This window comes from Neolewinella aquimaris, assembly GCF_014197245.1.
Classification (GTDB): Bacteria; Bacteroidota; Bacteroidia; order Chitinophagales; family Saprospiraceae; genus Neolewinella; species Neolewinella aquimaris.
Genome location: NZ_JACIFF010000001.1, coordinates 397,871 through 423,818 on the forward strand (window position 1 = coordinate 397,871; position 25,948 = coordinate 423,818).

Annotated in this window: 24 protein-coding genes; 11 read left to right on the forward strand and 13 right to left on the reverse strand. The window is 58.4% G+C overall.

The annotated features are described in order from the left end of the window. The first annotated feature begins 22 nt into the window (after positions 1-22). Together GGR28_RS01625 and argS are read left to right on the forward strand one after the other, a co-directional pair. On the forward strand, positions 23-2,881 hold the full coding sequence (locus GGR28_RS01625; RefSeq protein ID WP_183493966.1) for an Npt1/Npt2 family nucleotide transporter: 2,859 nt from the start codon (positions 23-25) through the stop codon (positions 2,879-2,881). A gap of 36 nt (positions 2,882-2,917) precedes the next feature. Continuing rightward, positions 2,918-4,765, forward strand: a complete 1,848-nt coding sequence (gene argS / locus GGR28_RS01630; RefSeq protein WP_183493967.1) for an arginine--tRNA ligase — start codon at positions 2,918-2,920, stop codon at positions 4,763-4,765. 67 nt (positions 4,766-4,832) lie between these two features. Here the strand turns inward: argS and GGR28_RS01635 are convergent, their stop codons facing one another. The 4 genes from GGR28_RS01635 to GGR28_RS01650 are packed head-to-tail and all read right to left on the reverse strand — an operon-like array spanning position 4,833 to position 8,004. After that, on the reverse strand, positions 4,833-5,627 hold the full coding sequence (locus GGR28_RS01635; RefSeq protein WP_183493968.1) for an Fpg/Nei family DNA glycosylase: 795 nt from the start codon (positions 5,625-5,627) through the stop codon (positions 4,833-4,835). 50 nt (positions 5,628-5,677) lie between these two features. After that, on the reverse strand, positions 5,678-6,574 hold the full coding sequence (locus tag GGR28_RS01640) for a GNAT family N-acetyltransferase (protein WP_183493969.1): 897 nt from the start codon (positions 6,572-6,574) through the stop codon (positions 5,678-5,680). Positions 6,575-6,577: 3 nt separating this feature from the next. Next, positions 6,578-7,000 (reverse strand): UPF0158 family protein, encoded by a 423-nt coding sequence (locus GGR28_RS01645; RefSeq protein WP_183493970.1) that lies wholly within the window; start codon positions 6,998-7,000, stop codon positions 6,578-6,580. After that, a complete protein-coding gene (locus GGR28_RS01650) occupies positions 6,997-8,004 on the reverse strand; it encodes an SMP-30/gluconolactonase/LRE family protein (RefSeq protein ID WP_183493971.1) in 1,008 nt (335 codons plus the stop codon). Before GGR28_RS01650 ends, GGR28_RS01645 begins: the two co-directional genes overlap by 4 nt. A 169-nt stretch (positions 8,005-8,173) precedes the next feature. Here GGR28_RS01650 and GGR28_RS01655 point away from each other — a divergent pair, with 169 nt between their 5' ends. From GGR28_RS01655 to GGR28_RS01675, 5 genes are read left to right on the forward strand one after another with little or no spacing between them, the layout of a single operon-like run. Further along, a complete protein-coding gene (locus tag GGR28_RS01655) occupies positions 8,174-9,976 on the forward strand; it encodes a sodium:solute symporter (protein WP_183493972.1) in 1,803 nt (600 codons plus the stop codon). Positions 9,977-10,002: 26 nt separating this feature from the next. Then, a complete protein-coding gene (locus GGR28_RS01660; protein ID WP_183493973.1) occupies positions 10,003-10,764 on the forward strand; it encodes a PPK2 family polyphosphate kinase in 762 nt (253 codons plus the stop codon). Further along, positions 10,761-12,035: a peptidoglycan-binding domain-containing protein gene (locus GGR28_RS01665; protein ID WP_183493974.1), complete on the forward strand. Its 1,275-nt coding sequence runs from the start codon at positions 10,761-10,763 to the stop codon at positions 12,033-12,035. The genes GGR28_RS01660 and GGR28_RS01665 overlap by 4 nt, the downstream gene beginning before the upstream one ends. 26 nt (positions 12,036-12,061) lie before the next feature. Beyond that, a complete protein-coding gene (locus GGR28_RS01670) occupies positions 12,062-12,445 on the forward strand; it encodes a hypothetical protein (protein WP_183493975.1) in 384 nt (127 codons plus the stop codon). A 6-nt stretch (positions 12,446-12,451) separates the two neighbouring features. Beyond that, positions 12,452-14,266 (forward strand): hypothetical protein, encoded by a 1,815-nt coding sequence (locus GGR28_RS01675; RefSeq protein WP_183493976.1) that lies wholly within the window; start codon positions 12,452-12,454, stop codon positions 14,264-14,266. Here GGR28_RS01675 and accD read toward each other — a convergent pair. Further along, positions 14,263-15,120 (reverse strand): acetyl-CoA carboxylase, carboxyltransferase subunit beta, encoded by an 858-nt coding sequence (gene accD, locus GGR28_RS01680; RefSeq protein WP_183493977.1) that lies wholly within the window; start codon positions 15,118-15,120, stop codon positions 14,263-14,265. The genes GGR28_RS01675 and accD overlap by 4 nt on opposite strands. Before the next feature lie 36 nt (positions 15,121-15,156). Then, positions 15,157-15,603, reverse strand: a complete 447-nt coding sequence (locus GGR28_RS01685; protein WP_183493978.1) for a DMT family transporter — start codon at positions 15,601-15,603, stop codon at positions 15,157-15,159. A 47-nt stretch (positions 15,604-15,650) separates the two neighbouring features. On the opposite strand from GGR28_RS01685, the gene GGR28_RS01690 reads away from it, so the two are divergent. Together GGR28_RS01690 and GGR28_RS01695 are read left to right on the forward strand one after the other, a co-directional pair. Beyond that, the gene (locus GGR28_RS01690) at positions 15,651-16,145 is read left to right on the forward strand and encodes a hypothetical protein (protein ID WP_183493979.1); all 495 of its coding nucleotides are present in this window, start codon (positions 15,651-15,653) and stop codon (positions 16,143-16,145) included. 64 nt (positions 16,146-16,209) lie between these two features. Continuing rightward, positions 16,210-17,514, forward strand: coding sequence for a dicarboxylate/amino acid:cation symporter (locus tag GGR28_RS01695; RefSeq protein WP_183493980.1), 1,305 nt, complete (start codon positions 16,210-16,212; stop codon positions 17,512-17,514). A 1-nt stretch (position 17,515) separates the two neighbouring features. Here the strand turns inward: GGR28_RS01695 and GGR28_RS01700 are convergent, their stop codons facing one another. After that, positions 17,516-18,010 carry a hypothetical protein gene (locus GGR28_RS01700; RefSeq protein WP_183493981.1) on the reverse strand — a complete coding sequence of 165 codons (495 nt, stop codon included), beginning with the start codon at positions 18,008-18,010 and terminating at the stop codon, positions 17,516-17,518. 218 nt (positions 18,011-18,228) lie between these two features. Here GGR28_RS01700 and GGR28_RS01705 point away from each other — a divergent pair, with 218 nt between their 5' ends. Together GGR28_RS01705 and GGR28_RS01710 are read left to right on the forward strand one after the other, a co-directional pair. Next, positions 18,229-19,974, forward strand: a complete 1,746-nt coding sequence (locus GGR28_RS01705) for a LysM peptidoglycan-binding domain-containing protein (protein WP_183493982.1) — start codon at positions 18,229-18,231, stop codon at positions 19,972-19,974. A gap of 44 nt (positions 19,975-20,018) precedes the next feature. Continuing rightward, positions 20,019-21,125 carry a hemolysin family protein gene (locus GGR28_RS01710; RefSeq protein WP_183493983.1) on the forward strand — a complete coding sequence of 369 codons (1,107 nt, stop codon included), beginning with the start codon at positions 20,019-20,021 and terminating at the stop codon, positions 21,123-21,125. Here the strand turns inward: GGR28_RS01710 and GGR28_RS01715 are convergent. From GGR28_RS01715 to GGR28_RS01740, 6 genes are all read right to left on the reverse strand, one after another. Next, positions 21,122-21,631, reverse strand: coding sequence for a metallophosphoesterase family protein (locus GGR28_RS01715; protein WP_183493984.1), 510 nt, complete (start codon positions 21,629-21,631; stop codon positions 21,122-21,124). The two genes, GGR28_RS01710 and GGR28_RS01715, sit on opposite strands and share 4 nt — an antisense overlap. Next, positions 21,624-23,189: a glycosyltransferase family 39 protein gene (locus GGR28_RS01720; protein WP_183493985.1), complete on the reverse strand. Its 1,566-nt coding sequence runs from the start codon at positions 23,187-23,189 to the stop codon at positions 21,624-21,626. Before GGR28_RS01720 ends, GGR28_RS01715 begins: the two co-directional genes overlap by 8 nt. An 18-nt stretch (positions 23,190-23,207) precedes the next feature. Further along, complete coding sequence (locus GGR28_RS01725; RefSeq protein ID WP_183493986.1) at positions 23,208-23,738, reverse strand: NADPH-dependent FMN reductase; 531 nt, start codon at positions 23,736-23,738, stop codon at positions 23,208-23,210. Next, positions 23,728-24,081, reverse strand: a complete 354-nt coding sequence (locus tag GGR28_RS01730; protein ID WP_183493987.1) for a hypothetical protein — start codon at positions 24,079-24,081, stop codon at positions 23,728-23,730. The genes GGR28_RS01725 and GGR28_RS01730 overlap by 11 nt, the downstream gene beginning before the upstream one ends. Positions 24,082-24,168: 87 nt before the next feature. Continuing rightward, positions 24,169-24,834: a fructose-6-phosphate aldolase gene (gene fsa, locus GGR28_RS01735; RefSeq protein WP_183493988.1), complete on the reverse strand. Its 666-nt coding sequence runs from the start codon at positions 24,832-24,834 to the stop codon at positions 24,169-24,171. A gap of 93 nt (positions 24,835-24,927) precedes the next feature. Then, complete coding sequence (locus tag GGR28_RS01740; protein WP_221233771.1) at positions 24,928-25,920, reverse strand: NHL repeat-containing protein; 993 nt, start codon at positions 25,918-25,920, stop codon at positions 24,928-24,930. Positions 25,921-25,948: the final 28 nt, after the last annotated feature.

Here is a 25,948-nt window from a genome sequence, read left to right on the forward strand (position 1 = left end):
ATCTAGACGTTAACAAATACCCATGCAGCAGGTTCTGAGCAAGCTATTTCGCGCCCGTCCCGGGGAGTGGGGGGCCGTGCTTTTGCTCCAGTTGTTGGTCTTTCTCATCATCTGCACGCTGCTGATCGTAAAGCCTACCGCCAGCGCGCTCTTTCTTTCCGAATACGGTGCGGTGGGATTACCCTACATTTTTCTCGGTACCGCCGGTCTTGCTGCCGTAGTGAGCACCGGATATTCCGCCGCACTCAGGAGGTATAACTTACTGCAAGTCAGTGTCGTGTCCCTGGTGGTCTGCCTGTTTATTTTGCTGGCCTGTGCTGCCTTTATGCGGTTGCCGCCGGCCCGGCCGATGGTGGCGGTGGTCCTGTACTTGTGGACGGCCATCTTCGGGGTGCTGGCCGCTTCCCAGTTCTGGATGATGGCCAGTTTCGTCTTTGACGTGCGGCAGGCCAAACGTCTTTTCGGGCTCATTGGGGCCGGGGCGATCGCGGGTGGTATTGCCGGGGGCTATGTGACCACCCTCCTCGCAAGGGAAATCGGTGCGCGGAACCTGGTGTTCCTGGCTGCATCACTACTGATCCCCTGTCTCATTCTTACGGCCTTCATCTGGCGCCGCTACGTCGTGAAACGGAAGAGCGTCATTTCACGGAAGAAAAAATCGAATACCGACAACCTAGCGCCCCACCGCCTTATCCTGGGCAACCGGCACCTGTTGCTGCTCTGCGGCATCGTTGCCCTAAGCGTGACGGTAGCCAAGCTGGTCGACTACCAGTTTAGTGTTCTGGCCGCGGAGCGCTACGGCGACCAGGACCGGCTGGCGGCCTTCTTCGGCTTCTGGTATTCCACCTTTAACATTGTTGCCCTCGGCATTCAATTGTTGCTCACTCATCGGGTCGTTCAGGGTCTGGGAGTCAGTGGGGCACTGCTGTTCTTACCGGTCGGACTCGGCTTCGGTGCCGCCGTTATGCTCTTCATGCCCGGACTGAACGCTGCGATCATCAGCCGCTCGGTAGACGGCAGCCTGAAGCAAAGTTTGGGGCGGGCCAGCATCGAAATGTTGTTCTTACCGCTTGACGAGGAGACGAAGAAAAAAGTGAAGACCTACATCGATGTTTTTGTGGACAGCCTGGCGGGCGGCTTCGGCGGACTGCTGCTGATCGCACTGACGCAGGTGCTCGGTATATCGGCGCCGGCCATCAGCTGGTTCATCCTTATCCTGGTCATGGGCTGGATCGTCAGCGTAATCCTGATCAGGGAAGAATACATAGAGGCGTTCCGCGCGCAGCTCTCCCACCTGAAGCCCAAGCAGCACCGCAGCCGCCTTAAAAGCCACCACCGAAAGGTAATGGCGGGCTTCTTGCAAGTGCTGGAAGAGGGGCAAATGAGCACCCACGAGAAGCAACTGCTGTACGTATTGGAGCGAACCGACGACCTGAGCAACGAGTCGTTCCGCGAACCGGTGCGCCGCTTGCTCACGCATCCATCGGGCAGCGTACGGTCGCGCGCGCTGCGTAGCCTTTATCTGCAGCCCGGAATCGAACTGATCGATGAGGTGATGCCCCTGCTGCGCGATCCCGACAAGCTGGTGCGGTCGGCTGCCTTCGACTACCTGTTTTCCCGGCCCAAGGAGGTTGGTACGGAAACGCTGATCGCTCACCTGGATGATCCAGATCCGGACATTGCCGGGGCGGCGCTCGTGAGTCTGGCGACCGAGATGGCCAGTAACGATTTCGGGCAACGGCAGTGGAAGATCAGTCAGCGATTACGCCGCCACATTCGCATGTTGCCCACCTACCCCGAGGAGGTGCGGACAAAGTGGTACCACTACCTGCTGAAGGCATCCGGGCGGTCGAATACGGCTACCGGGCGGGCCTTTATTCAGCGGTCCTTGCTGGAGGAAGATGAAACCGTTTTACGCTACGCGATCCTGGCGGCCGGTGAAAGCCTCCACGAGAACCTTATTGTGCCCCTGTTACACCTTATTACGGTACCCACCATGCGGCCGCTCGTAATCAATGCACTGGTGCAGTACCAGGGCGGTTTGCTTGCGGTGGTTCCGGGACTGATCGCTTCGAAGGAACTGTCGCTGGAAGAGGTGCGCCGATTGCCGTCCGTGCTGGAGAAGATCGACCGGCAGCAAACCGTCGATATTTTGTTCTCCCTGATCGAGCGGTGGTATCCCCACGACCTGCCGCTGCGCATGGAAGTACTGCGGGCGCTGAACGCCATGCGCCGCGACTTTCCGAAACGGAACCTGCCGGCAAAACTGATCTACCGGCAGATCGTAGCCGAAGCAAGGACCTACGAGTCCCAGCAACACCAACTGAATAACCAGTACATCCTGCTCCGCTTCACCCGCAACGAAGAGGAGCTGGCCTACCGGGAGGCCTACGCTAATCTGTTGCGGCAACGGATGACCGGTACCTTTAACCGGATGTTTCGTTTCCTGGGGCTGCGCTATCCACCGGCGGACATCATTCCCGTCCACCTTGCCCTGAACAGCGACACGACCTCCATTCAGATCAGCGGCATCGAGTTTTTGGACAACCTGCTCGAGCTTTCCCTGAAGCGGCTGATCATTCCCCTGCTCGACCGGCGGCAACGCATGCTTGCCGGGCAGGGCAGCGAGTTCCCGCCGCTGGAAGAGAACGTGAACGAGTTGCGCCGACTCGAGTTCAAGGCACTGCGTCGTAACCTTCGTGGGCGCGACCACCAACTAAAAATGGCCTCGTTGCGCCTGATCTCGACCCTGGGCGATGCCCAGTACATCCCCGTGCTCGCCCACTACGTCGACGACCCGGGAACCCCGGCAAAAGTAAGGGCGCTCGCACAGGAGACGTTGGAACACCTGCGGGTCTCCCTGACCGATGTAGGCGTATAAATCGTCCCGGAGCTACACCCTATCTTTGCCGCCCATATGATCCAACAGCTTCCAGAAAAACTGACTTCCGGTGCCCGCGCCGGCCTCGAATCGCTCTACGGTATCGATGCCGCGGGGCAGGATATTACCCTCCAATCGACGCGCAAGGAATTCGTCGGTGAGTTTACCATAGTCACCTTTCCCCTCACCCGCTTAGCGCGGAAAAAACCGGAGGAGATCGGTACGGAACTCGGAAAATACTTGCAGCGGGAATTGCCCGAAGTGAGCGACTTCAACGTGATCAAGGGGTTTTTAAACCTGGTCATTTCTCACGAGTACTGGATTGAATTTCTCCTCGACGCTGCGGCCGACGAAGCCTACGGAACGGCCGAAAAGAACGGCGAACGGGTCGTCGTCGAATTTTCCAGCCCAAACACCAATAAGCCGCTTCACCTCGGTCACGTGCGTAACATTCTGCTCGGATGGTCGACCAGTCAGTTGCTCTCGGCCGCCGGGTTTGACGTCAAGAAGGTGCAGATCATCAACGACCGCGGCATCGCAATTTGCAAATCGATGCTGGCCTGGCAGCGTTTTGGCGGAGGTGAGACGCCAAAGTCTACCGGCACGAAGCCCGACCACTTTGTCGGAAAGTACTACGTCAAGTTCGAGCAACACTTCCAGGAGGAGTACAAGCAATGGCAACGGTCCGATACCGCTGCTACCGTACTGGCAAACAACCCGAAACAGCTATCCCCCGAGGATTTTTGGAAGGGCTACAAGAACAAGTACTTCAATACCTACAGCGAACTGGGATCCGCCGCTAAGGACATGTTACTGAAGTGGGAAGACGGCGATGCCGAAACGGTGGCCCTCTGGAACAAAATGAACGGCTGGGTATACGAAGGATTCGACGAAACCTACCGCCGCCTCGGAGTCAGCTTCGATAAACTGTACTACGAATCCCAGACCTACCTGCTCGGTAAAGACATGGTTGAAAAGGGGCTGGAAAAAGGCGCATTCTACCGCAAGGAGGATGGTTCCGTTTTCGCCGATCTGTCCGACGCCAACCTCGACCAAAAAGCCATTCTGCGGAGCGACGGTACCAGCCTGTACATCACCCAGGACCTGGGCACCGCGCGCCTACGTTACGATGACTTCGGTGCCACCCGCATGGTCTATACCGTAGCCGACGAGCAGAATTACCACTTCCAGGTGCTCTTCGAACTACTGAAGCGACTGGAGGAACCCTACGCCGACGGACTCTTCCACCTTAGCTACGGCATGGTCGACTTGCCCACGGGCCGGATGAAAAGCCGCGAGGGTACCGTAGTCGATGCCGATGACCTGATGGACGAAGTCATTCAGGAAGCCTACCAGTCTAGCCTCGAGCGGGAAGCAACCAGTGAACTCAGTGAGGAAGAGCGCCGCGAGATCATCCGCAAGGTCGGCATGGCGGCCCTCAAGTTTCAGATCATCAAGGTGGGCCCCCAGAAGCGCATGACCTTCGACCCGAAGGAAAGCGTCGATCTACAGGGGCAAACCGGTCCCTACGTGCAGAACGCGTACGTGCGTACCCGGGCCGTCTGGCGCAAAGCGGGGGAGCGCGACCTCACTGCCGCTGCCAACTATTCCGGACTAGAACCCACCGAACGCGAACTAATCAGCCAACTGTACGCCTACCCAGCCTTGCTCCGCGATGCCGCCGCCCAGTACGATCCGTCCGTAGTGGCCATGTATTGCTACGAACTCGCCAAAAACCTGCACAAATTCTGGCACGACGTAAGCATCCTGAATGCCGATACCGAAGCCGCAGTTGCATTCCGTCTGAGCCTGTGCCGCACCGTTGGCAATGTCCTCAAATCGGGTATGGGGATACTGGGGATAGAGATGCCGGAGAGGATGTAGTCGGGTAGTACGATAGTACGGTAGTACAGTAGTGTAGATAAAACTACTGTACTACCGTACTACCGAACTACTCTACCAACATCTGCCACCCCTCGACATAATACGTCGTACGCCCCGCTACTTTGGTGATCTTGACTTCTCCGATTCCTTCCGGTCCGGGTTTGCCTTCTTGTCGCCATACGTGCCAGAACCAGTTTTCTGGGTAATTCTTGTAGTAGGGTGCATTTTCGGTTCCGTACGTCATGACTGCTACGGTTTCGGTGTGGATGGACGTGAGTTGCTCGTCGGTGAGGGAATCGACGCGGGCAGCCGGGTGAATGCGGGTGCGGTAGCAGATCTCGTCGGCGTACAGGTTTCCGACGCCCGCGAGAATGGATTGGTTCAGCAGCACCCCCTTGATCGTTGTCTTGCGGCCCCGCACGGCGGTCAGCCAGGTTTGCAGGGAAATGTCTAGGGCATCCGGTCCTAATTTGATCTCTCGGATGTAAGTGTCCCGATCGTGGAGGTAAAGGATGCGTGCGAACTTCCTTGGATCGTCGAAACCCAGAATATTTCCGTCCGTAAAGTGGAGCGCGAAGCGCTCGAATTTGTGGCGGTCTACTTCATCCTGGTAGAGGTTCAGATCGCCCGTCATGCCGAAGTGCAGAAGCAGGCTGTGCCCGTTGTCGAGTTCGGCAAAAAGGTACTTGCCACGCCGCAGGCTGCCGGTAATGGTTCTACCGGCGAGGGCATCGGCGAAGGCGGGGCCGGACATATTCCGGATGATGTAATCGTCGTGCACCCTTACCGATGCGATGGTTTGTCCGGTCGCCGCGGCATCGAAGTAAAGTTTGAAGTTGTGGACTTCCGGCAATTCGGGCATGTCGAGGTCGGTTTCACAGCACAACGGCACCGGGGCCCGGCAGTTGTGGCCTATGCCAGACCAAACAGCTTCTCCTCGATGAGCCAATAGCCCTCGTCAAAAGATCCGAACTTTGCGAAAAAGGCTCCCACCCCGGGAAGCTCGGAACCTTCGAAGTCAAACACTGCACCCGCGTTCCCCGCCCGGTCCTTCAACACGAGCGCGATCAGCCTGCTCATTCCCCTGCGTTTGCGTCCGCGGGGGGTAGAAGCGGCCACCAGGTTGATGGTCCGTCCGCCCAGCTCGGGATAAAACCCTACGGCGAGTAATTCGCCTTCTTCCCATAGTGCGTAGGACTGTCCGTGTCCCCGGGGAGTTGCTGCGTCGATCAGGTCCCGCAAGCGCCGAAAGTGTGATTCCCGCATCCCGTCGCGTGCCCCCAACTGTTGCCGACACTGGCTCACCAGCGCTGCGGGAGTGATCGAAACCAAGACATCTTCCTTGCTTTTTTTCAGGTACGCCTGCAGTTTTTTGGGAAAGGCGCGGGTTAAGTCGGCATAGGGTCGATCGAGGTCTAGGACGTAGTTCGTCCGTCTGCGGCGAGCGAAACGGTCGGGTATATCACCAGGATCGAGATCGGTCCGCAGGGGCAGGGAAATCTGAAAGGCGGCGGGAACGGCCTGCAGCAGCGCCCCGACGACCCTCCCGTTCAACGCTCCGAACGGGCCCAGCTGCTGGGTATAGGGAGGACGGACGAGTGCCGGTACAATACCGAAGCGCCGCAGGCGCGGCAGGGGAAGCACGGCGGTGTAGTCTCCGTAGACCAATCCGTCCCAGTGCCTCTCGGTAACCGCATCCAGCCACCAGCTCAGGGCATAGGGTAGGGGGCGCGCATCCTCGAGGACCGCTTGGTCCCAACGCGCGTCATCGATCTGGTTGCGGCGCAGGCGGCGAACGCTGGCGGTCAAGGCTTACTGGGCTTCCTGTACTCTTCCGCGCACGTAGTCGGAGTATTTGGTCTGACGGAACTCCCGCCACTTTTCGTAATTTTTGGGGAAGCGGGCCAGTTCCGCCTTGAAGTTCTGGAAGGGGTTGGGCCGCTTCAGGGCATAGGTAAGGGCCTGCCAGAGCTCCTGGTTGCGGACGCGGTCGGTGAAGGCCGCCATCACCTTGATGGCTTCCGGGGCGGTCATTCGCTCGATGTGGATGTAGGCATCGGGGTCCCGGGTCACGTCCTGCATGATGGCTTCGAAGACTTCCGGATCGGCGCGCACGTTGCGTTCCGGGTCGTCGGCGATGAGCATGCGGCCGTGTTCGCGGTGGATGTACACCTCCATACCCCGCCGGATGGCGGTGGCTGCGTCGTTAATGTCGTGATCGTTTAGCTGGATCATATTTTATTGAGTTGTACCCGTACTAGCCGGTCGTCGTTGGTCAGGTAGAGCCAGTCTTCGTGTGGCGACAATTCGACGTTGGATACGGGCGCGTCGCTGCGTATTTTACTTAATAGGGTTCCATCGGGCTTAATCACCCACACGCCGCCGGGGCTCGTGGCGTAGATGCGTCCGTCGGCGGCTACGGCCAGTCCGTCGGGTGATCCCGGAACGCTGCCGGCCAGGTCGGTCGCGTCGATAAGGATGCGTGCCTCGCCGAGGGTGAACTCTTCGTCGAGGATGGGCGTGGCCGTCACCACCGCCCGTTTCCCGTCCGAATTGCCGATGTAGAGTGTTTTTTCGTCCGGACTCAGCCCGATGCCGTTCGGCCGGCTGTACTCTTTGGTCAGCAGGGTAACCGTTCCCCTGGGGTCGACCCGGAATACGCCGCAGTAGTCCATGTCACGCTCTGCATCCCTGGGTAGGCCGTAGGGAGGATCGGTAAACAGGACGCTGCCGTCACGGGCTACCACCAGGTCATTGGGGGAGTTAAACTGTTTGCCCTCGTAGTGGTCGGCCAGCGTGCTGTATTCGGCGCGGGGGGCAGTGACGGGGGCCTCCATGCGTGCCACGCGCCGACTACCGTGCTGACAGAGCAGGAGCTGATTGTCGGCCGTAAGAGCCAGGCCGTTGCTGCCGGGTTCCCCGCTGTATTCATTGGCTGCCGCACCGGAATTGGCTAGCCATACCCGACTCGTATCCCCGACCCACTGTAAAATATGGTTGCGGGGAACATCCGAACAAATAACCGTGCCGTCGGGAAGAACGAGGGGGCCTTCGGACCAGTCCATGCCGCCAAAGAGCACTTCGATCACGGGTGTTTCCCCAAAAAGCGATCGGGTAGCCGCCTCATCGAAGGCTTCGATCCGGAGCCCGTTGTCATCAGTTGTTACCACATCCCCGGACACCTTAGATCTACAGCCAACGGCGAGTAACAAAAGCCACAGGGGCAGCAGTTTGGTCATGCCGCAAAATTAGGGAAAATTTCGGGCGGGTGCGCGGGTGCAGTGCAATTCATGAAAGCTGAGCCGTCCGGAAATTAAGCCTGGGTGAAACCCGATTGCCGGGTTATTCCGGTATTTCACTATACTTACACGCGTTTTTACGCGATGAACTCATTAGTACTGTCGATACATGAACACATTCGAACTGACCGGGCTAGACCTTACGGTGATGGCGGTCTACGCCGTTTTTATTATTGGTTACGGTCTGTATTCCGCCAAGGCGCAGACATCGGAAGAATACTTCCTGGCCGGGAGGAACATGACCTGGCCCATCGTGGGAATTTCGTTGTTTGCCGCGAATATTTCGAGTTCGACGCTGGTCGGTCTGGCCGGGGACGCCGCCAAGACCAATACCCAGGTCTTTAATTACGAATGGCTGGCCTCAGTGGTACTGGTGTTCTTCGCCATCTTCTTTCTGCCCTTCTATCTTCGGTCGAAGGTGTACACCATGCCGGAATTTTTGGAACGGCGGTACGACGTCCGTTCCCGTTACTACTTCAGCTTCATCACGATCGTCGGCAACGTCCTGATCGACACCGCCTCGGGCCTGTACGTCGGCACGGTGGTGTTGAAGCTTTTGTTCCCTGATTTGAACACCTTCACGATTGTATCCATCCTCGCCATTGCGGCGGCCGCCTACACGGTGCCGGGTGGGTTAAATTCGGTGATTCAGACGGAAGTGATCCAGGCGATCCTGCTCGTAATCGGCAGTTGCCTAATCACGTATTATGCCTTCGACGAAGTGGGGGGCTGGAGCGAAATGATCGCCAAGCTCGATATCCTGGGCGCTGCCGGAGAGCTGCCCAACATCAACGAAATCAACGCCGAAGCCTCCGGGGTGCTGGAGGGTGTCGCGACCACCACCATTCCGCTTGCCGACCGCGTATACGAATCCACCTACTATACTCCCCAAAACGCCGAGGAGGTGCTGAGCCTGGTGCGCCCGGCCGATGACCGCTTCATGCCGTGGCCCGGTCTGCTCTTTGGTGCGCCCATCCTCGGGTTCTATTTCTGGGCCACCAATCAGTTCATGGTACAGAGGGTGCTCGGCGCCAAAGACCTGAACCACGGTCGCTGGGGAGCGCTCTTTGCCGGCCTGCTGAAGCTGCCCGTGCTCTTCATCATGGTCCTTCCCGGCACCCTGGCCATCATCCTGTTTAAGGACTTCGACATCGCCACCCTGGCGTACAAACTGCCCGACGGGGGCGTGTGCCAGAACCTGGTCGACTGTCCGAATGCGACCTACCCCCTGCTGTTGTTTACGCTGCTGCCTAAGGGAGTCCTCGGGTTGGTTCTGGCCGGACTGCTCGCCGCGATGATGTCTTCGGTCAGTGCCACCTTCAATTCAGCATCCACCCTGATCACGATGGACTTCGCCATCAAGATGAAACCGGACCTGACCAGTAAGCAACTGGTGCGGATCGGTCAGATTTCGACCCTGGTCCTGGTGGTACTCGCTTGCCTGTGGGCTCCCCAGATCGAAAAAGCCGCATCGCTGTGGGAATACTTACAGATCGTACTGAGCTTTATTGCACCTCCGGTGGCCGCGGCCTTTATCGTGGGTATGTTCTACAAGAGGGCAAACGGTCACGGGGCATTCTATAGCCTCATCATCGGGGCACTGGTTTCCATTGTGTACGTCATCATGAGCGTGATGGTAGCCCGAGGAACGATGGAATCCAACGCGTTTCTGGAGATGCACTTTCTCTACCGTACCTCCTTTCTTTTCCTGGCCTGCGCCATTATCAATGTCGTCGTGAGCCTGGCAACTCCCCCCCCGCCCGCGGAGAAGGTGGCGAATTACACCTGGAACAACGGCATCATCGCCGCCGAATCCCGTGAATTGGAAGGGGTGGTCTGGTACAAGAACTACCGCTACCAGGCCCTGATTCTCCTTATCCTCACCTTCATCCTGGTCGGCTACTTCTGGTAAGCTCCACTCCCTGAAAACCCCCAACTATGGGCACCGTCAACCTAAGCAACATCCCCACCCGGGCACCCGATGATCTCGACCGGGACGAAGCCGAGCGGATCACCCGCCAGCGCGCCCAACGCATTGCCGAGCTGCACCAGTTGTTGGTGGCCGAACGGGAATACGCCGTGCTCATCGTCCTGCAGGGGATGGATGCCAGCGGTAAGGACGGTGCCATGCGGAATGTCTTCGGGGAGTGTTCCCCTTTCGGTCTGCGGGCCGTACCCTGGAAAAAGCCAACGGAGGAGGAATTTGACCACGACTTTCTCTGGCGCATCCACAAACAAGTGCCGGCCAAGGGAGAAATGGTGATCTTCAATCGCAGCCACTACGAGGATGTGTTGGTGCAACGGGTGCACGGCTGGATCACCGAAGAGCAGGTAAGTAAACGATTGGCAAGCATCAATGCCTTCGAGCACCTGCTCGCCTACGACAACCAGACCCTGATCCTGAAATTCTATCTCCACATCAGCAAGGAACAGCAGCGGGAAGAACTGATGGAGCGACTGGAGGAGCCCGACAAGTTCTACAAGCACAACGACGGCGACTGGAAGGAACGCGAACACTGGGACGCCTACCGGGCCGCGTACGAGGACGCCATCAGCCGCAGCGAGATTCCCTGGCACATCGTGGGCGTCGACCAGCGGTGGTACCGCGACTATATCATGACGGAAATCATCGTCGACGCCTTAGAAAAATTAAATATGCAATGGCCGAAATTGGTCACTAACTTTAAAGATAAAAAGTGAAACTGCTGCGTCTCGGCCGTACCGATGCCCCGGTCTCGCTCTCCGCGGCGGAGAAGCGAAAGTTTCTTACCCTTTATCATCACCCCGTCGGCTTTCCCGAGAGCGAACTGCGCTTCCGCGACGACAGCTGCAACGAATGGCGGGAGTGGGAACAACTGCCCGGTGACCGCATCAAGGCACTAACCCACCGGCTACAGGCGGCCGGCTTCATGCCCCACGCCGCCCACGACGGCATCTTCGGCTACGTGACCCAGGCCGCCGTACGCCTGTTCCAGGAATACGTCAGGACAACTGATCTGGTGCAGGACGGAACCAGTGACGAGCCTCCCTCCTGGCCGGACGGCATTGTTGGAAACGACACCCTGCACCACCTCGATCGATGGGAGCGGGAGGGCAAACGCAGCCGTTGGTCGGACGGGCAGGCCACCCCGGACTACGAACACTGGTTCAGCTACCTAAACGATTGTGCCGCTTACTACCGGGATCACCCGACATCCGTCATGCAGCACCTTCTCCGTGCCGACCGCCGCGGAGATTCGTTAGTACCCGAAGACTGGCAATTCGATCCCGCCGAACCACATTTGATCGCCTTCCGTTCCGGGGCCTCCTTCCGTTTACCGGACAAAGCGGATCGGTCGGTAGACGACCTTTTCGTCTTGCTCATTAACGGCAAATCGTTCTACTTCTGGGGGTCGGTGGATGCGGATCCGAGTCCCAAAAAAGAAGGTTACCTGGTGGAGGGCCAGCACCGCTACCGATTCGACTGGCACAACATCAGCGGGAGACGAAGGACACGGATCTACAAAGCCGGACGCCCAGCGGGGGAGGGTGTGATGGTGATCCGCGACGTTCACGGACACAATGCCCCGACCCCAGAGAACCGCCGCGACGGATTTGATCGAAAACCCAATCCCACCTTCAACATTCACTGGAGCGGATTGGGAATAAGCAATTGGAGCGCCGGATGTCAGGTCATCAGCGGCAGGAGTTATCTGAACGATTTGGACGAGCTGATCGACTGCACCCCATTCACCGCCCGCAGAGACCAGGACCGGGGCGGCCGGCGGGTGGCCGGCGGGCCGCGACTCACCATGGGGGCCTACACCCTGCTGAGCGATTTATTACTGACATACACCCGGCCCCAGGAACCGGGAATAAAGCCTATCTTCCGGTACACCTTGCTACCCGAAGAAACTTGCTCCCGCGTTCCCGGCAAATCCTGCGAATTCCTGCGCAGTCAACTCGACAGGTTGCGCGCAGTGCCTCATTAATACCACTTACCTCACCACACTACTCCATGTCAGAAAATAAAACATTCGGCGACCTGATCAACGATATGAGCAGCCTCGACGTAGTCACCCTCACGGGTAACCTCACCGTTCAGGTCAACGACGTCGAGGTCGCGTCAAACGGAAACGATGACGGCGACCGGCCCCTCCGGTTTTCCCGCATCATGCGCGAATTGGAGGGAAGAATCATGAAACGGGACTCCCAGTTATCGGCACTAGCCGCCACCCACGTTAGTTTGGACAAGGACACCGTCTCCTTCGTCAGAGAAAATCTGTCTACCGACGAGGCCATCTACCTGAACTTCCACAACGAGTCCGTAAAGGCAGCCGGCATCGCACGCGCCGCCATGGCCGATGGTATCGCAAAGCTCCTGATCGGAAATAAGAAATAACGTGGGGTGGGGGCCGAAGCATTCATCGCCACCTGCCGCCAACTGGGGGAGCTGGACTTTTCACCGGACGTAGCCCGGCGGGCCCTTGCCGCCGCGGAGGAGGAACTGCCGGTGCGCTACGCCATGCCCTTCCCTCCCGGTCCCTCCCCGGTTTTCGAGCGCGGAGGACGGGATATGCACAATCGCCGCGGACAGTTGCACGAATTGGTGCAACACCTAACCGACCTTGCCTACCTCACTCCCTCCCGCTTCCGGCAGTGGCACGAATGGAGACAAAACGGAGAAGGTGAATTGTCGCCGGTGCTGCTCGATGCCGTATTATCGGCCGTTGGGCAGTTTGTCAGCGAGGACGATTATGCCCCCTTCGGACAGGTAGACCAATTCCCCGCTGCCGATCGGACAGCCCGGCTCGACTGGACGGAACGTACCCTGGCCATCCTGGTACACCGGGCGGCTGCCCTGACCTCCTTCGATGCCGAACTCTCACCGAGGCCAAGCTACCGCATTGGGGAGCGCACGGCTTACGGCCGGAGCCTGGCCTTTCGTATTCGCCTCTATTTTCACGACTTCGTGGATCGCAGAACGGATGCACGCAAGGTGTATTTCGACGCCGACCTGGTGCCCTTCCTGCACACCCTCGACAATTCGCTGGGGGACCCCTTTCATCAGTGGCTTCCCCGGAGGGAGGACCATCACCTGCACCCTGGCCTACAGGCCTTGTTGCTGGACGCCCGAATTGTATTCGAAAAATTTAGGGAGCGCCACCGCTTTTTGCCGGATCGTCGGCAACCGTATTTTCTGGTGTACGACCTTGACCGACCGGCGGATCGGGGGGCTGACTTCCTCGACCGCCTCAGTCGCCGGGCGGGCAAAAAGGTTGCTAAGAACGCGTTCCACCAGGACACCGGAAATAACCGGCTCGGGGTACGGTTGCTGCAGTTGTGTCTGTGGCGGGCCGGATTCTACACCGGTACCCTCGACGGCTTATTCGGTCGGATGAGTCACGACGCACTGCTCGCGCTGATCCAACAGGAGCGCGAGGCCGGCGGTACGCTGAAGGAGCACCAACTAAATCGGGTTTGCCTGCCGGCGGGGGAGGGGGAAGACCGGCTGTGGGTGGTAGACCTGCGGCTGGCCGGTATGCTGCTGGACGCATATATGCCACCCGATGAGGCCACGGCCAATCGGGAGGAGGAACTGATCTGGGACCGGATCAGGAGGGAGGGGAAGGAAGCGGCCCTGGATGACCAGCTCGCCCACCGTCGGGAGGAATTTAAAGGGCCCTACGGCGAGTTACATAAGTATCCAGACCGGAGGGTGTACTACGGACTTCGGGGGTTGATCCGCGGGGCCTTTCGGGCGATCGGACGGGTTGTCGGATGGATTACCGGGGTGGTGGATGACCTCCTCGGGGCCGTATTCGACTTCGTGAAGTCGGTGGTGAAGCGCATCCAGGAAGGGATCGGTTGTTTTCTGGCGGGCTTCCGGTACTTTGCCCATTACCTGCTGGGAAGGCCCTTCGTATCGCTGGGGCAGGCAGTGGAGGGCCGGCATCCCGTGCTGCTGACGAAGTTTGTCATCGACTTCGACGTGGTGTCTTTTCTCGATACGTCGGCGTCCGGAGCGGACCGCAGGGCCCATACCGCATACCTGAAGCGGATGGCGGAGGGGGTCGCTTTCTTTCTGGGGACTACCGTCGACATCATTCGCCTGGTGAGTAAGCTTACCGGGACGGTCGGCTGGCTTCGCCTGGGAATTCTGATCGCGCGCTGGGTTCGAGCGTGGTTGCGAGGTGTACCGCGAAGCGCTGCAATCGCCTAATTAGGCCTGTGGGCGGACTCGAAGAGGTGCAGGAGGTCGCTGAGTCGCTCCGTGAGTTCGGCCCGGTCGACGATGAAGTCGAGGAAGCCGTGCTCCAGCAAAAACTCGGAGGTTTGGAATCCTTCGGGAAGTTCCTTCTTGATCGTCTCCTTCACGACCCGGGGGCCGGCAAAGGCAATCAGGGCTTCGGGCTCGGCCAGGTTGATGTCGCCGAGCATGGCGTAGCTGGCCGTTACGCCCCCGGTGGTGGGGTCGGTCATCAGGCTGAAGTAGGGCACGCCATCCTTTGCCAACTGACTGAGTTTCACGCTGGTTTTGGCCATCTGCATCAGGCTGAACGCGGCTTCCATCATGCGCGCACCGCCGGTTTTGGAAATAATCAGCAGGGGAGTACGCGTTTTGCGGGCCTCGTCGATGGCGAAGGCGATCTTTTCTCCGACAACGCTGCCCATGCTTCCGCCGATGAAACCGAAGTCCATGGCGGCGACGATGAGCGGGCGCCGGTTGAGTTTGCCACGGGCCACCCGGATGGCGTCCGACAGGCCGGTCTTTTTCTTAGCCGCCTTCAGGCGGTCTTTGTAGGATTTGAGGTCCTTGAACTGCAACACGTCCACGGCTTCCATATCGGCTTCGTACTCTTCAAAGTTGCCGTCGAAGAGGAGGTCGAAGTATTCCTGGGAGCCGATCCGCTCGTGGTAGTTGCAGTTGGGGCACTTATAAACGTTCTCCCGCAACTCCTTGCGGGTCACGGTTTCGCTACAGCGGGGACATTTGTACCAGAGGCCTTCCGGAGCCTCTTTTTTGTTGCGCGTGGCCGTCTGTATGCCGTCCTTGAGTCGTTTAAACCATCCCATGTATACCTATTATAGAATCGGCAAAGGTAAACAAGTTCAGTTCGTTCGCAGCATCACCACGCCCCCGATGATGAGGGTGATACCCGCGACGCGCAGCCAATTGATGGATTGCTGGGGAATCCCCATCATGCCGTAGTGGTCGATCACCAAGCTGAACACCATCTGCCCGGCCACCGTCAGTCCGATCGTAAGGGCCACGCCGAGGCGGGGGGCCAGTACGATGATCGCAAACACGTAAAACCCGCCGAGCACCCCCCCCATCCAGTAGTACCACGGCAGCTCAAAGGCGCGGCGCAGGTTGCCCAGGGGAACCCGGGTGACCAGGCAGTACACTAGCAGCGCGATTCCCCCGGTAACGAAGGAAATCAGGGCACCGTACACCGGACTTTTCACCGCCTTACCGATGCCGCTATTGAGCCCAGCCTGTACCGCCAGCATAGCTCCCGCGACCACCGCCATCAAAAAAAGGAGAAATTGCTGCATGGGCTTGGGGTGTGCATTGTATGTTTGTTGGCCCAAAGTAGAAACTAATGCTGAGAGAGTTCAACACCCTGACCCCGGAAGAGCAGCAGCTCATGTTCGACGCCATCCCCCTGATTACGATTCTGGTCGGGGCGGCCGATAATGTGCTCGACGAAGTGGAACTCTCCGAAGCCCAGCGCCTGGCCGACATCCGCAGCTACAATACGCGCGGTCGGCTCAACGCCTACTACGAGATGATCGACGAGGGGCTTTCCGAGCGGATTCAGCAGCTCTACAACGGCATGCAAAACGGCATCGAGCAGCGGGAAAAGTACATCGTCGGCGAGCTCAGCAAGCTCAACCAGATTCTGCCCAAGCTCCGCGAGCCTTACGGATACCTGTACTACCACAACTTCCGCACCTTCGCCCGCCACATTGCCGAGTGCCACGGGGGCTTTCTGCGCTTCATCACCATCGGACCCAAGGAGGCCAAGGTGGTCGATCTGCCCATGATTACCCCGATCCCCAAACCGCCGGAAGACGAGTACCCCAACCTGATCTAGGGTAGACCGCCGTTTTGCGGTGTGACCTCCGCCGACCTATTTTCAGCCCCCAACCAACCAAATCATGAAAAAGCTTGCACTGCACTGGCAGATTTTACTCGGCATGGCGTTCGGGGTTGCCTTCGGGGTGCTGGCTTCCACCCAGGGGTGGGGCGGTTTCGTCGAAGACTGGATCAAGCCCTTCGGCACCATCTTCATCAACAGCCTCAAACTCATCGCGATCCCGCTCATCGTGGCTTCCCTGATTAAGGGCATCACCGACCTGAAGGACATCAGCAAGCTGAGCACGATGGGCGTCCGCACCATCTTACTCTACATCTCGACCACGGTCGTGGCCATCGTTATCGGCCTGCTGATCGTCAATGTAGTTGGGCCCGGTCGGGGACTCGACCAAACCACGCGCGATAACCTGCTGAATGATTTTGCGGAGGACGCAGGAGCAAGGATCACGGCCGCCAACGAGCAAGCGGATACCGGACCCCTCCAGGCACTGGTCGACCTCGTCCCGGACAATATTGTAGGTGCAGCGAGCAGTAATGGCAATATGCTGCAGGTGATTTTCTTCGTCATTTTCTTCGCCGTGGGCCTGATCCTCATCGAACCGGAGCGGGCCAAGCCGGTCAAGGATTTCTTCGACGGGGTCAACGAAGTCGTGCTCAAACTGATCGACATGATCATGGCTGCGGCACCCTTCGGAGTGTTTGCTCTGCTGGCGGCCCTGGTGGTCGAGGCTCCGAGCAAGGATCTCTTCTTTGCCCTGCTGAAGTACAGCGCCTGCGTGCTCGGTGGCTTGGCAATAATGGTCCTTGTCATTTACCCCCTGTTGGTAAAGGTTGTGACGGGGCGCAGCTACTCGAGCTTTATGAGCGGCATCAGTCCCGCTCAATTACTCGCCTTTAGCACCAGCTCGAGCGCGGCCACCCTTCCCGTGACCATGGAGCGGGTGGAAGAACACCTGGGGGTCGATGAAGAAGTCACGAGCTTCGTACTACCCATCGGCGCCACCATCAATATGGACGGAACGAGCCTCTACCAGGCGGTCGCAGCGGTCTTTATCGCGCAGGCCTACGGCATCGGTCTGGATCTGGGCGACCAGCTCACCATCATCACAACGGCACTGGCGGCCAGTATCGGCTCGGCGGCCGTACCGGGAGCCGGAATGGTTATGCTGGTGATCGTGCTCGGACAGGTGGGGATTCCGGAGGTGGGGTTAGCCCTAATCTTCGCCGTCGACCGTCCCCTCGACATGTGCCGTACGGTTGCCAACGTTACCGGAGACGCGACGGTGGCCATGCTCGTCGCGAAGTCGGTGGGCAAACTCGGTGAACCAAAGGAGCGTAGGCTGGACGATCACTACGTGGAGGTCTGATCTATTCGGCGACCAAGTCTACGGAACCCAGCCGGTAAAACCCGTCGCTCATGTTCAGTGATTCCTTGTAGCCCAGGGGTACCTCCTGTAGATCGCGGTTTGCGTCGCGCAAGCGAACGCCCACCATATAGGTGCCCGGCGAGAAATCCGCCGGAACGTCAAAGCGGTAACTCAGCCAGTTAGCCAGGTGCAGCTCTCCGACGGTATTGGCGCCGGAGGGGACCGAATAGACCTTCGTCGCGGGACCCGCGAGCGTGACATCCATCGTGTACCGGGCGTTGGGATCTACGCTGCCAACGGTGCGCCATTCCATTTGCACCTCAAACTTCTCGCCGGCGGTGATCGTCTCCGGCAGGTTGAGGGCGTACACGTAATGGCCGACCCCGTCGACCGGACTTTCCACCACCTGGTCGCTTAGGTCAATGTCCTGTCTGTTGCCGTTCGAACCGCAGGCGAAGGAACCAATAAGGAGGATGAACACAGCCAAAAATTTCATACCGTTTGAGTTTATGTTAAGAGGGGCTCACCGCGGGATTTGTTTGTAAACATTTGATATTTTTATCCCTTAGAGCTCTGGGTGCTAAATACACTATTGTCCCTACCTTACGCTCCGGGATGGGGTGTGTTTCTCGCGTAGCGTCCGTCAATTGTTGTGAACTTCATCCCGGTTAGACCGTCTATTGCCCCTTCCATTTACGATACCAAACCACTTAGATGATGAAACCAATTTTGGTACTATTTGCGCTGTTGATTGGGGCGACGGGACTTCGGGCGGATCAGGTCTATTTGTTGTTCGATGAAGGCTGCGGCGACCACATTCGCTACGAGCGAACCGTAGGTGGAGCATCCCGGATGGACTATTTTGCCTACGGACTGACCGTCTCCGACGGATCCCAACTTATCTTCGAAACGGACGCCGAAGGGGCAACCTACCGCCACATCCTGCCCCCGCAGTACCTGTCCTGTTCCGACCTGTCCCTCACGGCCGAGCTGGCCGATCGGATCAACAGTGGACAAACCCACCTATTCGTCGTGCTTCCCACCGGTGATGAGCAGTACCAAATGCAACCCGTAGTGATGGCGGCGGTAATGCAGCAACGGGGCAACGACATTCGGTACCGCTCTCCCTTTGCTGCGTTCAGTTTTACTCCCGATGATGCCGTCATCGGAGTGAATCTCGACAATGGGAACCAGGGCGCCCACGTATACTTTGAAGGAAAGGAAGGAGAGGAGCTCGGTGGTGCCTTTCTATTCCGTCAGCACAATCCCCTTAGCGCCCACCCGATCATCGAATACAAACTGATCCCGGGACTAGGTATCGTACAACGCCGCATGGGTGGCGACGGTAAGTTTAGCGAGGAGTCGGAAATCTCGGCCCGCGAGGTGAACGGCACCGACCTGATCACTTACCTCCGCGAACGAGAAGACGGGAACGACACTGCTGCTACGAACTATACCGAAGAGCAACGCTCCTTCAGACCAATCTACGTGGAAGCCGCACCACCCCCCTCCATCAGCACCGAGGCACAGGCGAAGGATGTTCCCCACGTCATTGCATCTGCGTCCCCGCCCCCCGCGACAACTCCGGTTACCATCCACTACGTCGCTCCCGGCGAAACGCTTTATGCGATCTCCCGGCGCTATGGAGTTGCGGTGGATGCCATTAAGCACCGCAACGGATTAGTCGATAATACGATATACGTAGGCCAGCAGCTCGCGGTCGGCGACGACCGGGTAGAACCCACCGTGCCGCCACCGAGCCAGGAGGAATACGCAGCGCCAGTAGTGGCAGTGCCCGTCCCCTACGAGCGGGAAACCTCCGAACCTATTTCCGTAACCTCCGATAAATTTCACATCGTCCAGCCGGGTGAAACCTTCGCCAGTCTTGCCCTTCGGTTTGGCTACACTACCGCCCGCTTTCGCGAGTTTAACGGCGTGAGCGATCAGGCGGTCGCGCAAATCGGACAAAGGTTGAAGACCAGCGACTGTAATTGCCCGCCCCCGCCGGCCGCTGCGGTGACCAATGATCTGCCGGAAGTCGAGGTTCCCCGGCCGAGTACCTACGTCGCTCCGGCTCCTTCGCCCGCCGCAAGCAGCGAATATCCGGAGATGCCCCAGGACTATACCGACAGCTACCCCCAACCCGCCTCCGTGGCCCAGCCCGCGGTAAACGTGGTCGTGCCGCCCCCGGCCCGCACCGTGCCGGACGCTGGAAGACCGTCTGCTCCACCGGCCTACGGCGGAGGGATCGACATCAGTGGGGGAGATGCTGCTCCTGCCACCTACGGAACGACCGCACCGGTTCAGACCGACCTGCGTGCCACCCACCAGGTGCGGGAAGGGGAGAGCCTTTACTCGATTTCCCGCCAGTACAGCATTTCGGTGGAAGAGCTGCGCCGGCTCAACGACCTGCTTCCCGCGGACGTCATTGTGCCCTTTCAGAAGCTCTACGTAAACTAATGGGCCCGACCTCGCCTTCTACTGTCGGTAACTAGTCCGCTTACATGGTCCCCTTATTATTATTCGCCCTCTTCTCCATTGCCTTCAGCTTCCTGTGCTCGATCTTCGAGGCGGTGCTCCTGTCGATCACTCCCAGCTACGTGCAGGTCAAAGTAAAGGAGGGAGGCACCACCGGCATGCTGCTGCAACGCTTTAAGCAGGAGCTTAACGAGCCACTGACGGCCATTTTATCGCTCAACACCATTGCGCACACCGTCGGGGCGATCCTCGTCGGGGCCAGTACGGGGGCGGCATTCGGCGAAGGTGGGTTCGTCCTTCCGTTTATCGGCTACGAGATATCCTACGAGGTGATCGTCAGTGTGGTAATGACCCTCGCTATTCTCATCTTTTCCGAAATCATTCCCAAGAACCTCGGGGCGACTTACTGGAAACAGTTGGCGCCGTTCACGGTCAAATCGCTGAATATTCTCGTCAAGATCTTCAAGCTGCTGGGCATGGTCCAGATTTCCAATGCCATCAACCGATTGATGGGCGGAGGGGATGCCCATTCTACGGCTCTCACGCGCGTAGAATTTGCGATGATGGCCGAAGCCCAGACGGAAGGCGGGCAGCTGAAGGAGGAAGAAGGGCGCATCCTGCGCAACCTGCTCAATTTCGAGTCACTTACCGTACACGACGTAATGACGCCCCGCACGGTGGTCGTAGGGGCCTGGGCGACGCTCACCATCGGAGAATTCTATAAAAAGTTTGACAACAGCCCCTTCAGCCGTTACCCGATATTTGGAGAAACCCGGGACCAGGTACTTGGCTACATCTTGAAGGATATGGTGTACAAGGCCATCATCCAAAAACGGGAGGAGGAGCCCGTGAAAGTGCTTGCCCGGGACATCCTCGCAGTCAGCCAGGACACTTCCCTGCACAAGTTGATCGACATGATGCTGGAGCGGAGGGAGCCCATCGCCATGGTCGTCGATGAATTTGGCGGGATGGAAGGACTGGTCACGATGGAAGACGCCATGGAAACCTTACTTGGGCTGGAGATCATGGACGAAATGGACAGCACCCAGGACATGCAACGGCTCGCCCGCGAACGCTGGCGCGACCGCGCCAAGGCGATGGGCCTCGAACTGCCGGAAACCATGGTCGATTAATCGATCTTTCCCCGTAGCCCGAGTTCGATGACCTCGAGGTCTTCTACCCGATCGTCCGTTACGGCAAACCGTAGCAGGGTTCTCATGCGGTGAAAACCGTGGCGCCCGCAGGCCCCGGGATTCATGTGAAGTACGCCCCGCTGCTTGTCCATCATTACCTTCAGGATGTGGCTGTGGCCACAGATGTAAAGTTTCGGCTTCTCCTCTTCGATCAATTTCCGCACCCGCGCGGTATACCGCCCCGGATACCCGCCAATGTGGGTGATGAGTACCGGTAAGTTCTCGATAACGAAAGAATTGTTGAGGGGGAGGCGACTTCGCACGGAGGTGTCGTCGATGTTCCCGTACACCCCCCGCAGCGGTTTGAAGGCTTCCAGTTCGTCCAGTACGGAAGCGTCTCCCACGTCGCCGGCGTGCCACACCTCATCGCAGTCCCCGAAGTAGTCGAACACCGCCGGATCGAGGTAAGAATGGGTGTCGGACAGTAGCCCGATACGTTTACTCATGGTTGATCTTGTAGATGCCGATGCTGATGTCTCTGCGGGGGGCAATTTCCACTACGGGATGCGCGAAATGGACTTCCCGCTTCCCGATCTGTTCTCGCTCTTCGGGATAGAGGAAATTTGTGGCTACGTAATCGGCCAGGTGCCACTGGGGTTCGTTGATGATCTTGGCCCGGGCGGCGGGGGGAAGCGCCCGAATATTGTCGATGCAGGGCCAGTTTTGGCACTTTACGCGTCGCGTCTCTCCCTCCGGAATTTGGTCGGCGAGCTTGACCAGGGCCTCCCGGTATCCGGCTCCCCAGTAATCCATATCGAACCGCCTCAGAATGGGATCTCCACTGATCAGCGCGTTGAAGTACACCTGCTGCTGCGGGTGCATCCTCACCATATTGATCGCCGTAACGACGATCCCCGCCGCCAGAATAGGCATTGCCCACTTCCGGTACCGGGTAGCCACTGTGTCGTAACCGACCATGAGCAGGTACACCAGACCGGGATAAACGAAGTGCAGGTGGCGCCACCCGTTGTATAGCGTTGAATTAAGAATGATCACGACCAGGATTGGCCCGATCGACAGCCCCAGCTGCACAAAATCCATTTGCCCGCTGAAGTCCCTCCACAGCCTCCCGCGAAAAACGCCGGAAATACTTTCCCGACTACTTTTCCATATCCCCACAAACATGAATGCCAGGTAAACGATTGGCGTCGTAATCGCGATCCAGGCAGGAATGTAATAGGCGGGCAGCTGCATAGCGTGGATGTAATCACCGAACAGGAGCACGGAGCTATCCCAACTGTAGTCTGACATTTTGGTGATCGCACCGGTCAATCGGCTGCCCGTATCGACCCACAGGTAGGGGAAGAAGGGGAGCATGAGGAGCAAAGTCGCCGGAAGGTACACGGCCGCCTGCACAAGTCTGCGGTACCCATTGGGCTTCTCGAAGAGCTGTTCCCAGACCAGAATAAGTACCGTGGCCGCAAGAATGATCATGGCGGGCAGTCGGGTATTAAGCGCGAGGGCGGAGGCAAGGACGTGGAAGGCCAGGGCACGATTGGTACGCTTGCGCAAAAAATTGAGCAGGGTATAGGTAGCAATCAGGTAGAAGACCAGCAGAATGTGATCTTTTGGATTGAAGAAGGCATGAGCAAAGATGCGCGGGCTCAAAAGAAGTACGACCGTGCCGATGAGGGGAAACCACCGGCGCGTCGGCCACCGCAGGCGGAGCGTTCGGTAAAAGAACATGAGCGCAATCCCGAACAGCAGGTAATTCATCACGTGCCGGATGCGGTAGTAGCGGTAGGGATCTTCGATTGCTCCGAGTTCGATCTCCGCCAGGGTAGCAACGATCTGATAGATCATTCCGTACTGAGAAAAAGACTTGCCCTCGGTAGCCAGCGGTGGGTGGTCGATACCGAACCGATCGGCCACGTACTCGACGGTTACGTGGCCATGCCGCCGCTGTACCGCCTCGTCGTAGGTGATGCCGTAGTCGTCCACGATCAGGTAGCCTACGATGAAGTAGGTCAGGAAGAACAGGCTGACGATCAATCGGTGGTTCACGACGATAAAATGTAGTGGTTACCCCAGCAGATTAAGGGCTTCGGTGAGGACTTCCCGCTCGGCACTGTCCGCAATATCGCCACCGTCGGTGAAACCTACCTCATTTTGGTAGAGCGGCATCGTAGCGACGATTCGGGCATCCAGTGCCTGCAACGTCCATTGCAAGGTCCGCATCGCTCGTTCTCCCCGGGGTGGGGCCGGCGTAAAGGTGAGTAAGAGCACCGGCTTACCCGCTGCTTCGCCCGAGGAAGTGAGCCACTCGAGGGCGTTCTTCAGTACGGCGGGAATAGTGTGGAGATAGGCGGGGGTGCACAGGATCACGCTACTTGCCTGCCGCCACTTGTCGCGCCATTCGGTCACGGTCGCCGGCCACGGGGACCGGTCGCGATCGGGCTGAAAGACGGGAAGGTCGGCGATGTTGCCGGCGGACACCAGAGCGTGCTCGGTCAGGTGAGCCAGACTAGCCAGCAGACGCGAATTGGCGCTTAGGGGATGGGGGGATCCGGAGACGGTAAGGTAGAAACGTTCGGTGTCGCCGCTAGTCGTCATCGTCGGCGACGTCCTCGTCGCTGAGCTCATCCAGGTCGATGTCCGCTTCCTCGATCTCGTCGTCGTACTTATCACCGTACTCTTCGCGGGCCTCGTCGGTCAGGATGCCTTCATCGTCGTAGTCGTCATCGTCTTCGATGATGAGCTGCGCTTCGGACTTGGTCATCCGGATCAGGTAGTACTTCTCAGCGGTTTCGAAGGGAAGGGCACTAGCGATTTTACCGTTCACGTCGGTGAAGCGGATCAGGTTGCGCTCGAACCCGTTGGGATAGTTCAGTTTGATCTGCTCGAGAAGTTCATCGTCGAGCTTATCGTAATTCTTTATTACGCGGGGCTTACTCATGAGCGAATTTGAGAGTCGGTAATTTAATGACTAAAAGTAAAGAAGGTCACCCGGAACGAATAGCTAAGGTTCCGGGTGACCTAGGGGCTAAGAAACTACGCTCAACGCTTTTTTGTGATCGGCGAGGAACTTCTCGAGTCCGATGTCCGTCAGGGGGTGCTTGAACAGGCTATCGAAGCTGCTCAGGGGGCAGGTCACGACGTCGGCACCGGCCTTGGCGGCCTCCACGATGTGCTTTCCGTTGCGAATGGATGCGGCCAGGATCTCAGTCTCGAAACCCTGAATGGCGTAGATCTCGGCGATGTCGGAGATGAGCGACATGCCCTCCCAACCGATGTCGTCGATGCGACCGATGAAGGGACTCACGTAGGTAGCACCGGCCTTAGCTGCCAGGATCGCTTGTCCCGCGCTGAATACCAGCGTACAGTTGGTCCGGATGCCGTTGTCGCGGCACCAGGCCAGGGCCTTTACGCCCTCACGGATCATGGGGATCTTGACCACGATGTTATCGGCGATCTTGACCAGCTCACCGGCCTCACGCTTCATTCCTTCGAGGTCGGTGCTGATCACTTCGGCACTTACGTCACCGTCGGTGATCTCACATATCTTCTTGTAGTGATCGCGGACGTTTTCGTTGCCGCTGATGCTCTCCTTGGCCATCAGGCTAGGATTGGTAGTCACGCCGTCGAGAATGCCGAGGGATTCGGCTTCGCGGATGTCGTCTAGATTTGCGGTATCGATGAAGAACTTCATAGTTCGGTAGTTTACTGTGTTTATGGCGCTAACATACCACCCTCCGGGATGTTTCCCAGCGTTTTAGGTAATCTGTACGATAAATATGCCGTTTCACACGCGCTTCAGCCGGATCGGATAGGTCCGACCGCTAAACCACTGGGGCACGTAAAGATTTTCGTCCCCGTCCAGGCATACGTCGTGGGGGTTCAGGAAGGTACGGTTATCGTACTCGATGGCATTGAAGTCCCGCTGGTTGATCGGGGCGCTACCGCCCGGCAGCGACACTACCTGCATATCGGCATCGAGTACCGCGACCATCCCGTCGTAGTCGTACCAGCTCCGGGTCACGATCACGGCGAAGTAGGTTTGATCGCCGTTGATAACCGGCCGGCAAATGGAAAGCCCCGGCAGCTGGTAAGTGGTGAGGTGCTTCCCGTCGAGCGTCCACCGCTGAAACTCATTGGCCGCCCGGCTGGTGATGAGCAGGGTAGGCTGCTCGGTCCGGTAATCCACCACGATGCCGTGACAGCAGTTGAAGTGCTCGCTTCCGCCGAACGAATCCCGCAGCCTGCCCTTATCGTCGTACCTAAAGATCAGGTTGCTACCGTAGCCGTCGGCCACATAGATATCGCCATCCGTAGTCACGGTGGTCTCCGTGGGCTTATAGGGCTTGCCCTTGAGTATGTCTTTGGGGGGGCGATCCAGCTCCCGCAGAATGCGGCCGTCGAGGTCGAGGTTGACAACCGCGCCGGTCTTCGTATCCGTGATCCAGAGGGTCTGGTCCTTGCCCTCGCCCGCGCGCGTCAGGCCGTGGGGTTCGGGCAGGTCGTGTTTCCAGGCATCGAGGAGTTTTCCGTCCTTATTATACACCAGTACGTCGTGCCCGAGGGAGACCGACGAACACACCAGGCGGCCGCGGCTGTCCATCACCATCTCGTGGCAGTGCTGTACGGCGTGACGACGGGGATCGAGTTGGCCCCATTTTTGGTCGGCCCGGTATGTAAAATCGCCGTGGCCCACTACGTCGGCCGCTCCTGATATGTGGGTTGCGGCGGGGAGGATGGGGCCCATCGCTCCCAGTCCCAGCACGGCGGATTTTTGCAAAAATGATCGTCGGTTATTCAAAGCCTGG

Coding starts and splice junctions, on each gene's coding strand:
- GGR28_RS01625 (WP_183493966.1), top strand. CDS start 23: ATGCAGCAGGTTCTGAGCAAGCTATTTCGCGCCCGTCCCGGGGAGTGG.
- argS (WP_183493967.1), top strand. CDS start 2,918: ATGATCCAACAGCTTCCAGAAAAACTGACTTCCGGTGCCCGCGCCGGC.
- GGR28_RS01635 (WP_183493968.1), bottom strand. CDS start 5,627: ATGCCCGAATTGCCGGAAGTCCACAACTTCAAACTTTACTTCGATGCC.
- GGR28_RS01645 (WP_183493970.1), bottom strand. CDS start 7,000: ATGATCCAGCTAAACGATCACGACATTAACGACGCAGCCACCGCCATC.
- GGR28_RS01650 (WP_183493971.1), bottom strand. CDS start 8,004: ATGACCAAACTGCTGCCCCTGTGGCTTTTGTTACTCGCCGTTGGCTGT.
- GGR28_RS01655 (WP_183493972.1), top strand. CDS start 8,174: ATGAACACATTCGAACTGACCGGGCTAGACCTTACGGTGATGGCGGTC.
- GGR28_RS01660 (WP_183493973.1), top strand. CDS start 10,003: ATGGGCACCGTCAACCTAAGCAACATCCCCACCCGGGCACCCGATGAT.
- GGR28_RS01670 (WP_183493975.1), top strand. CDS start 12,062: ATGTCAGAAAATAAAACATTCGGCGACCTGATCAACGATATGAGCAGC.
- accD (WP_183493977.1), bottom strand. CDS start 15,120: ATGGGATGGTTTAAACGACTCAAGGACGGCATACAGACGGCCACGCGC.
- GGR28_RS01685 (WP_183493978.1), bottom strand. CDS start 15,603: ATGCAGCAATTTCTCCTTTTTTTGATGGCGGTGGTCGCGGGAGCTATG.
- GGR28_RS01690 (WP_183493979.1), top strand. CDS start 15,651: ATGCTGAGAGAGTTCAACACCCTGACCCCGGAAGAGCAGCAGCTCATG.
- GGR28_RS01695 (WP_183493980.1), top strand. CDS start 16,210: ATGAAAAAGCTTGCACTGCACTGGCAGATTTTACTCGGCATGGCGTTC.
- GGR28_RS01700 (WP_183493981.1), bottom strand. CDS start 18,010: ATGAAATTTTTGGCTGTGTTCATCCTCCTTATTGGTTCCTTCGCCTGC.
- GGR28_RS01705 (WP_183493982.1), top strand. CDS start 18,229: ATGATGAAACCAATTTTGGTACTATTTGCGCTGTTGATTGGGGCGACG.
- GGR28_RS01710 (WP_183493983.1), top strand. CDS start 20,019: ATGGTCCCCTTATTATTATTCGCCCTCTTCTCCATTGCCTTCAGCTTC.
- GGR28_RS01715 (WP_183493984.1), bottom strand. CDS start 21,631: ATGAGTAAACGTATCGGGCTACTGTCCGACACCCATTCTTACCTCGAT.
- GGR28_RS01725 (WP_183493986.1), bottom strand. CDS start 23,738: ATGACGACTAGCGGCGACACCGAACGTTTCTACCTTACCGTCTCCGGA.
- GGR28_RS01730 (WP_183493987.1), bottom strand. CDS start 24,081: ATGAGTAAGCCCCGCGTAATAAAGAATTACGATAAGCTCGACGATGAA.
- fsa (WP_183493988.1), bottom strand. CDS start 24,834: ATGAAGTTCTTCATCGATACCGCAAATCTAGACGACATCCGCGAAGCC.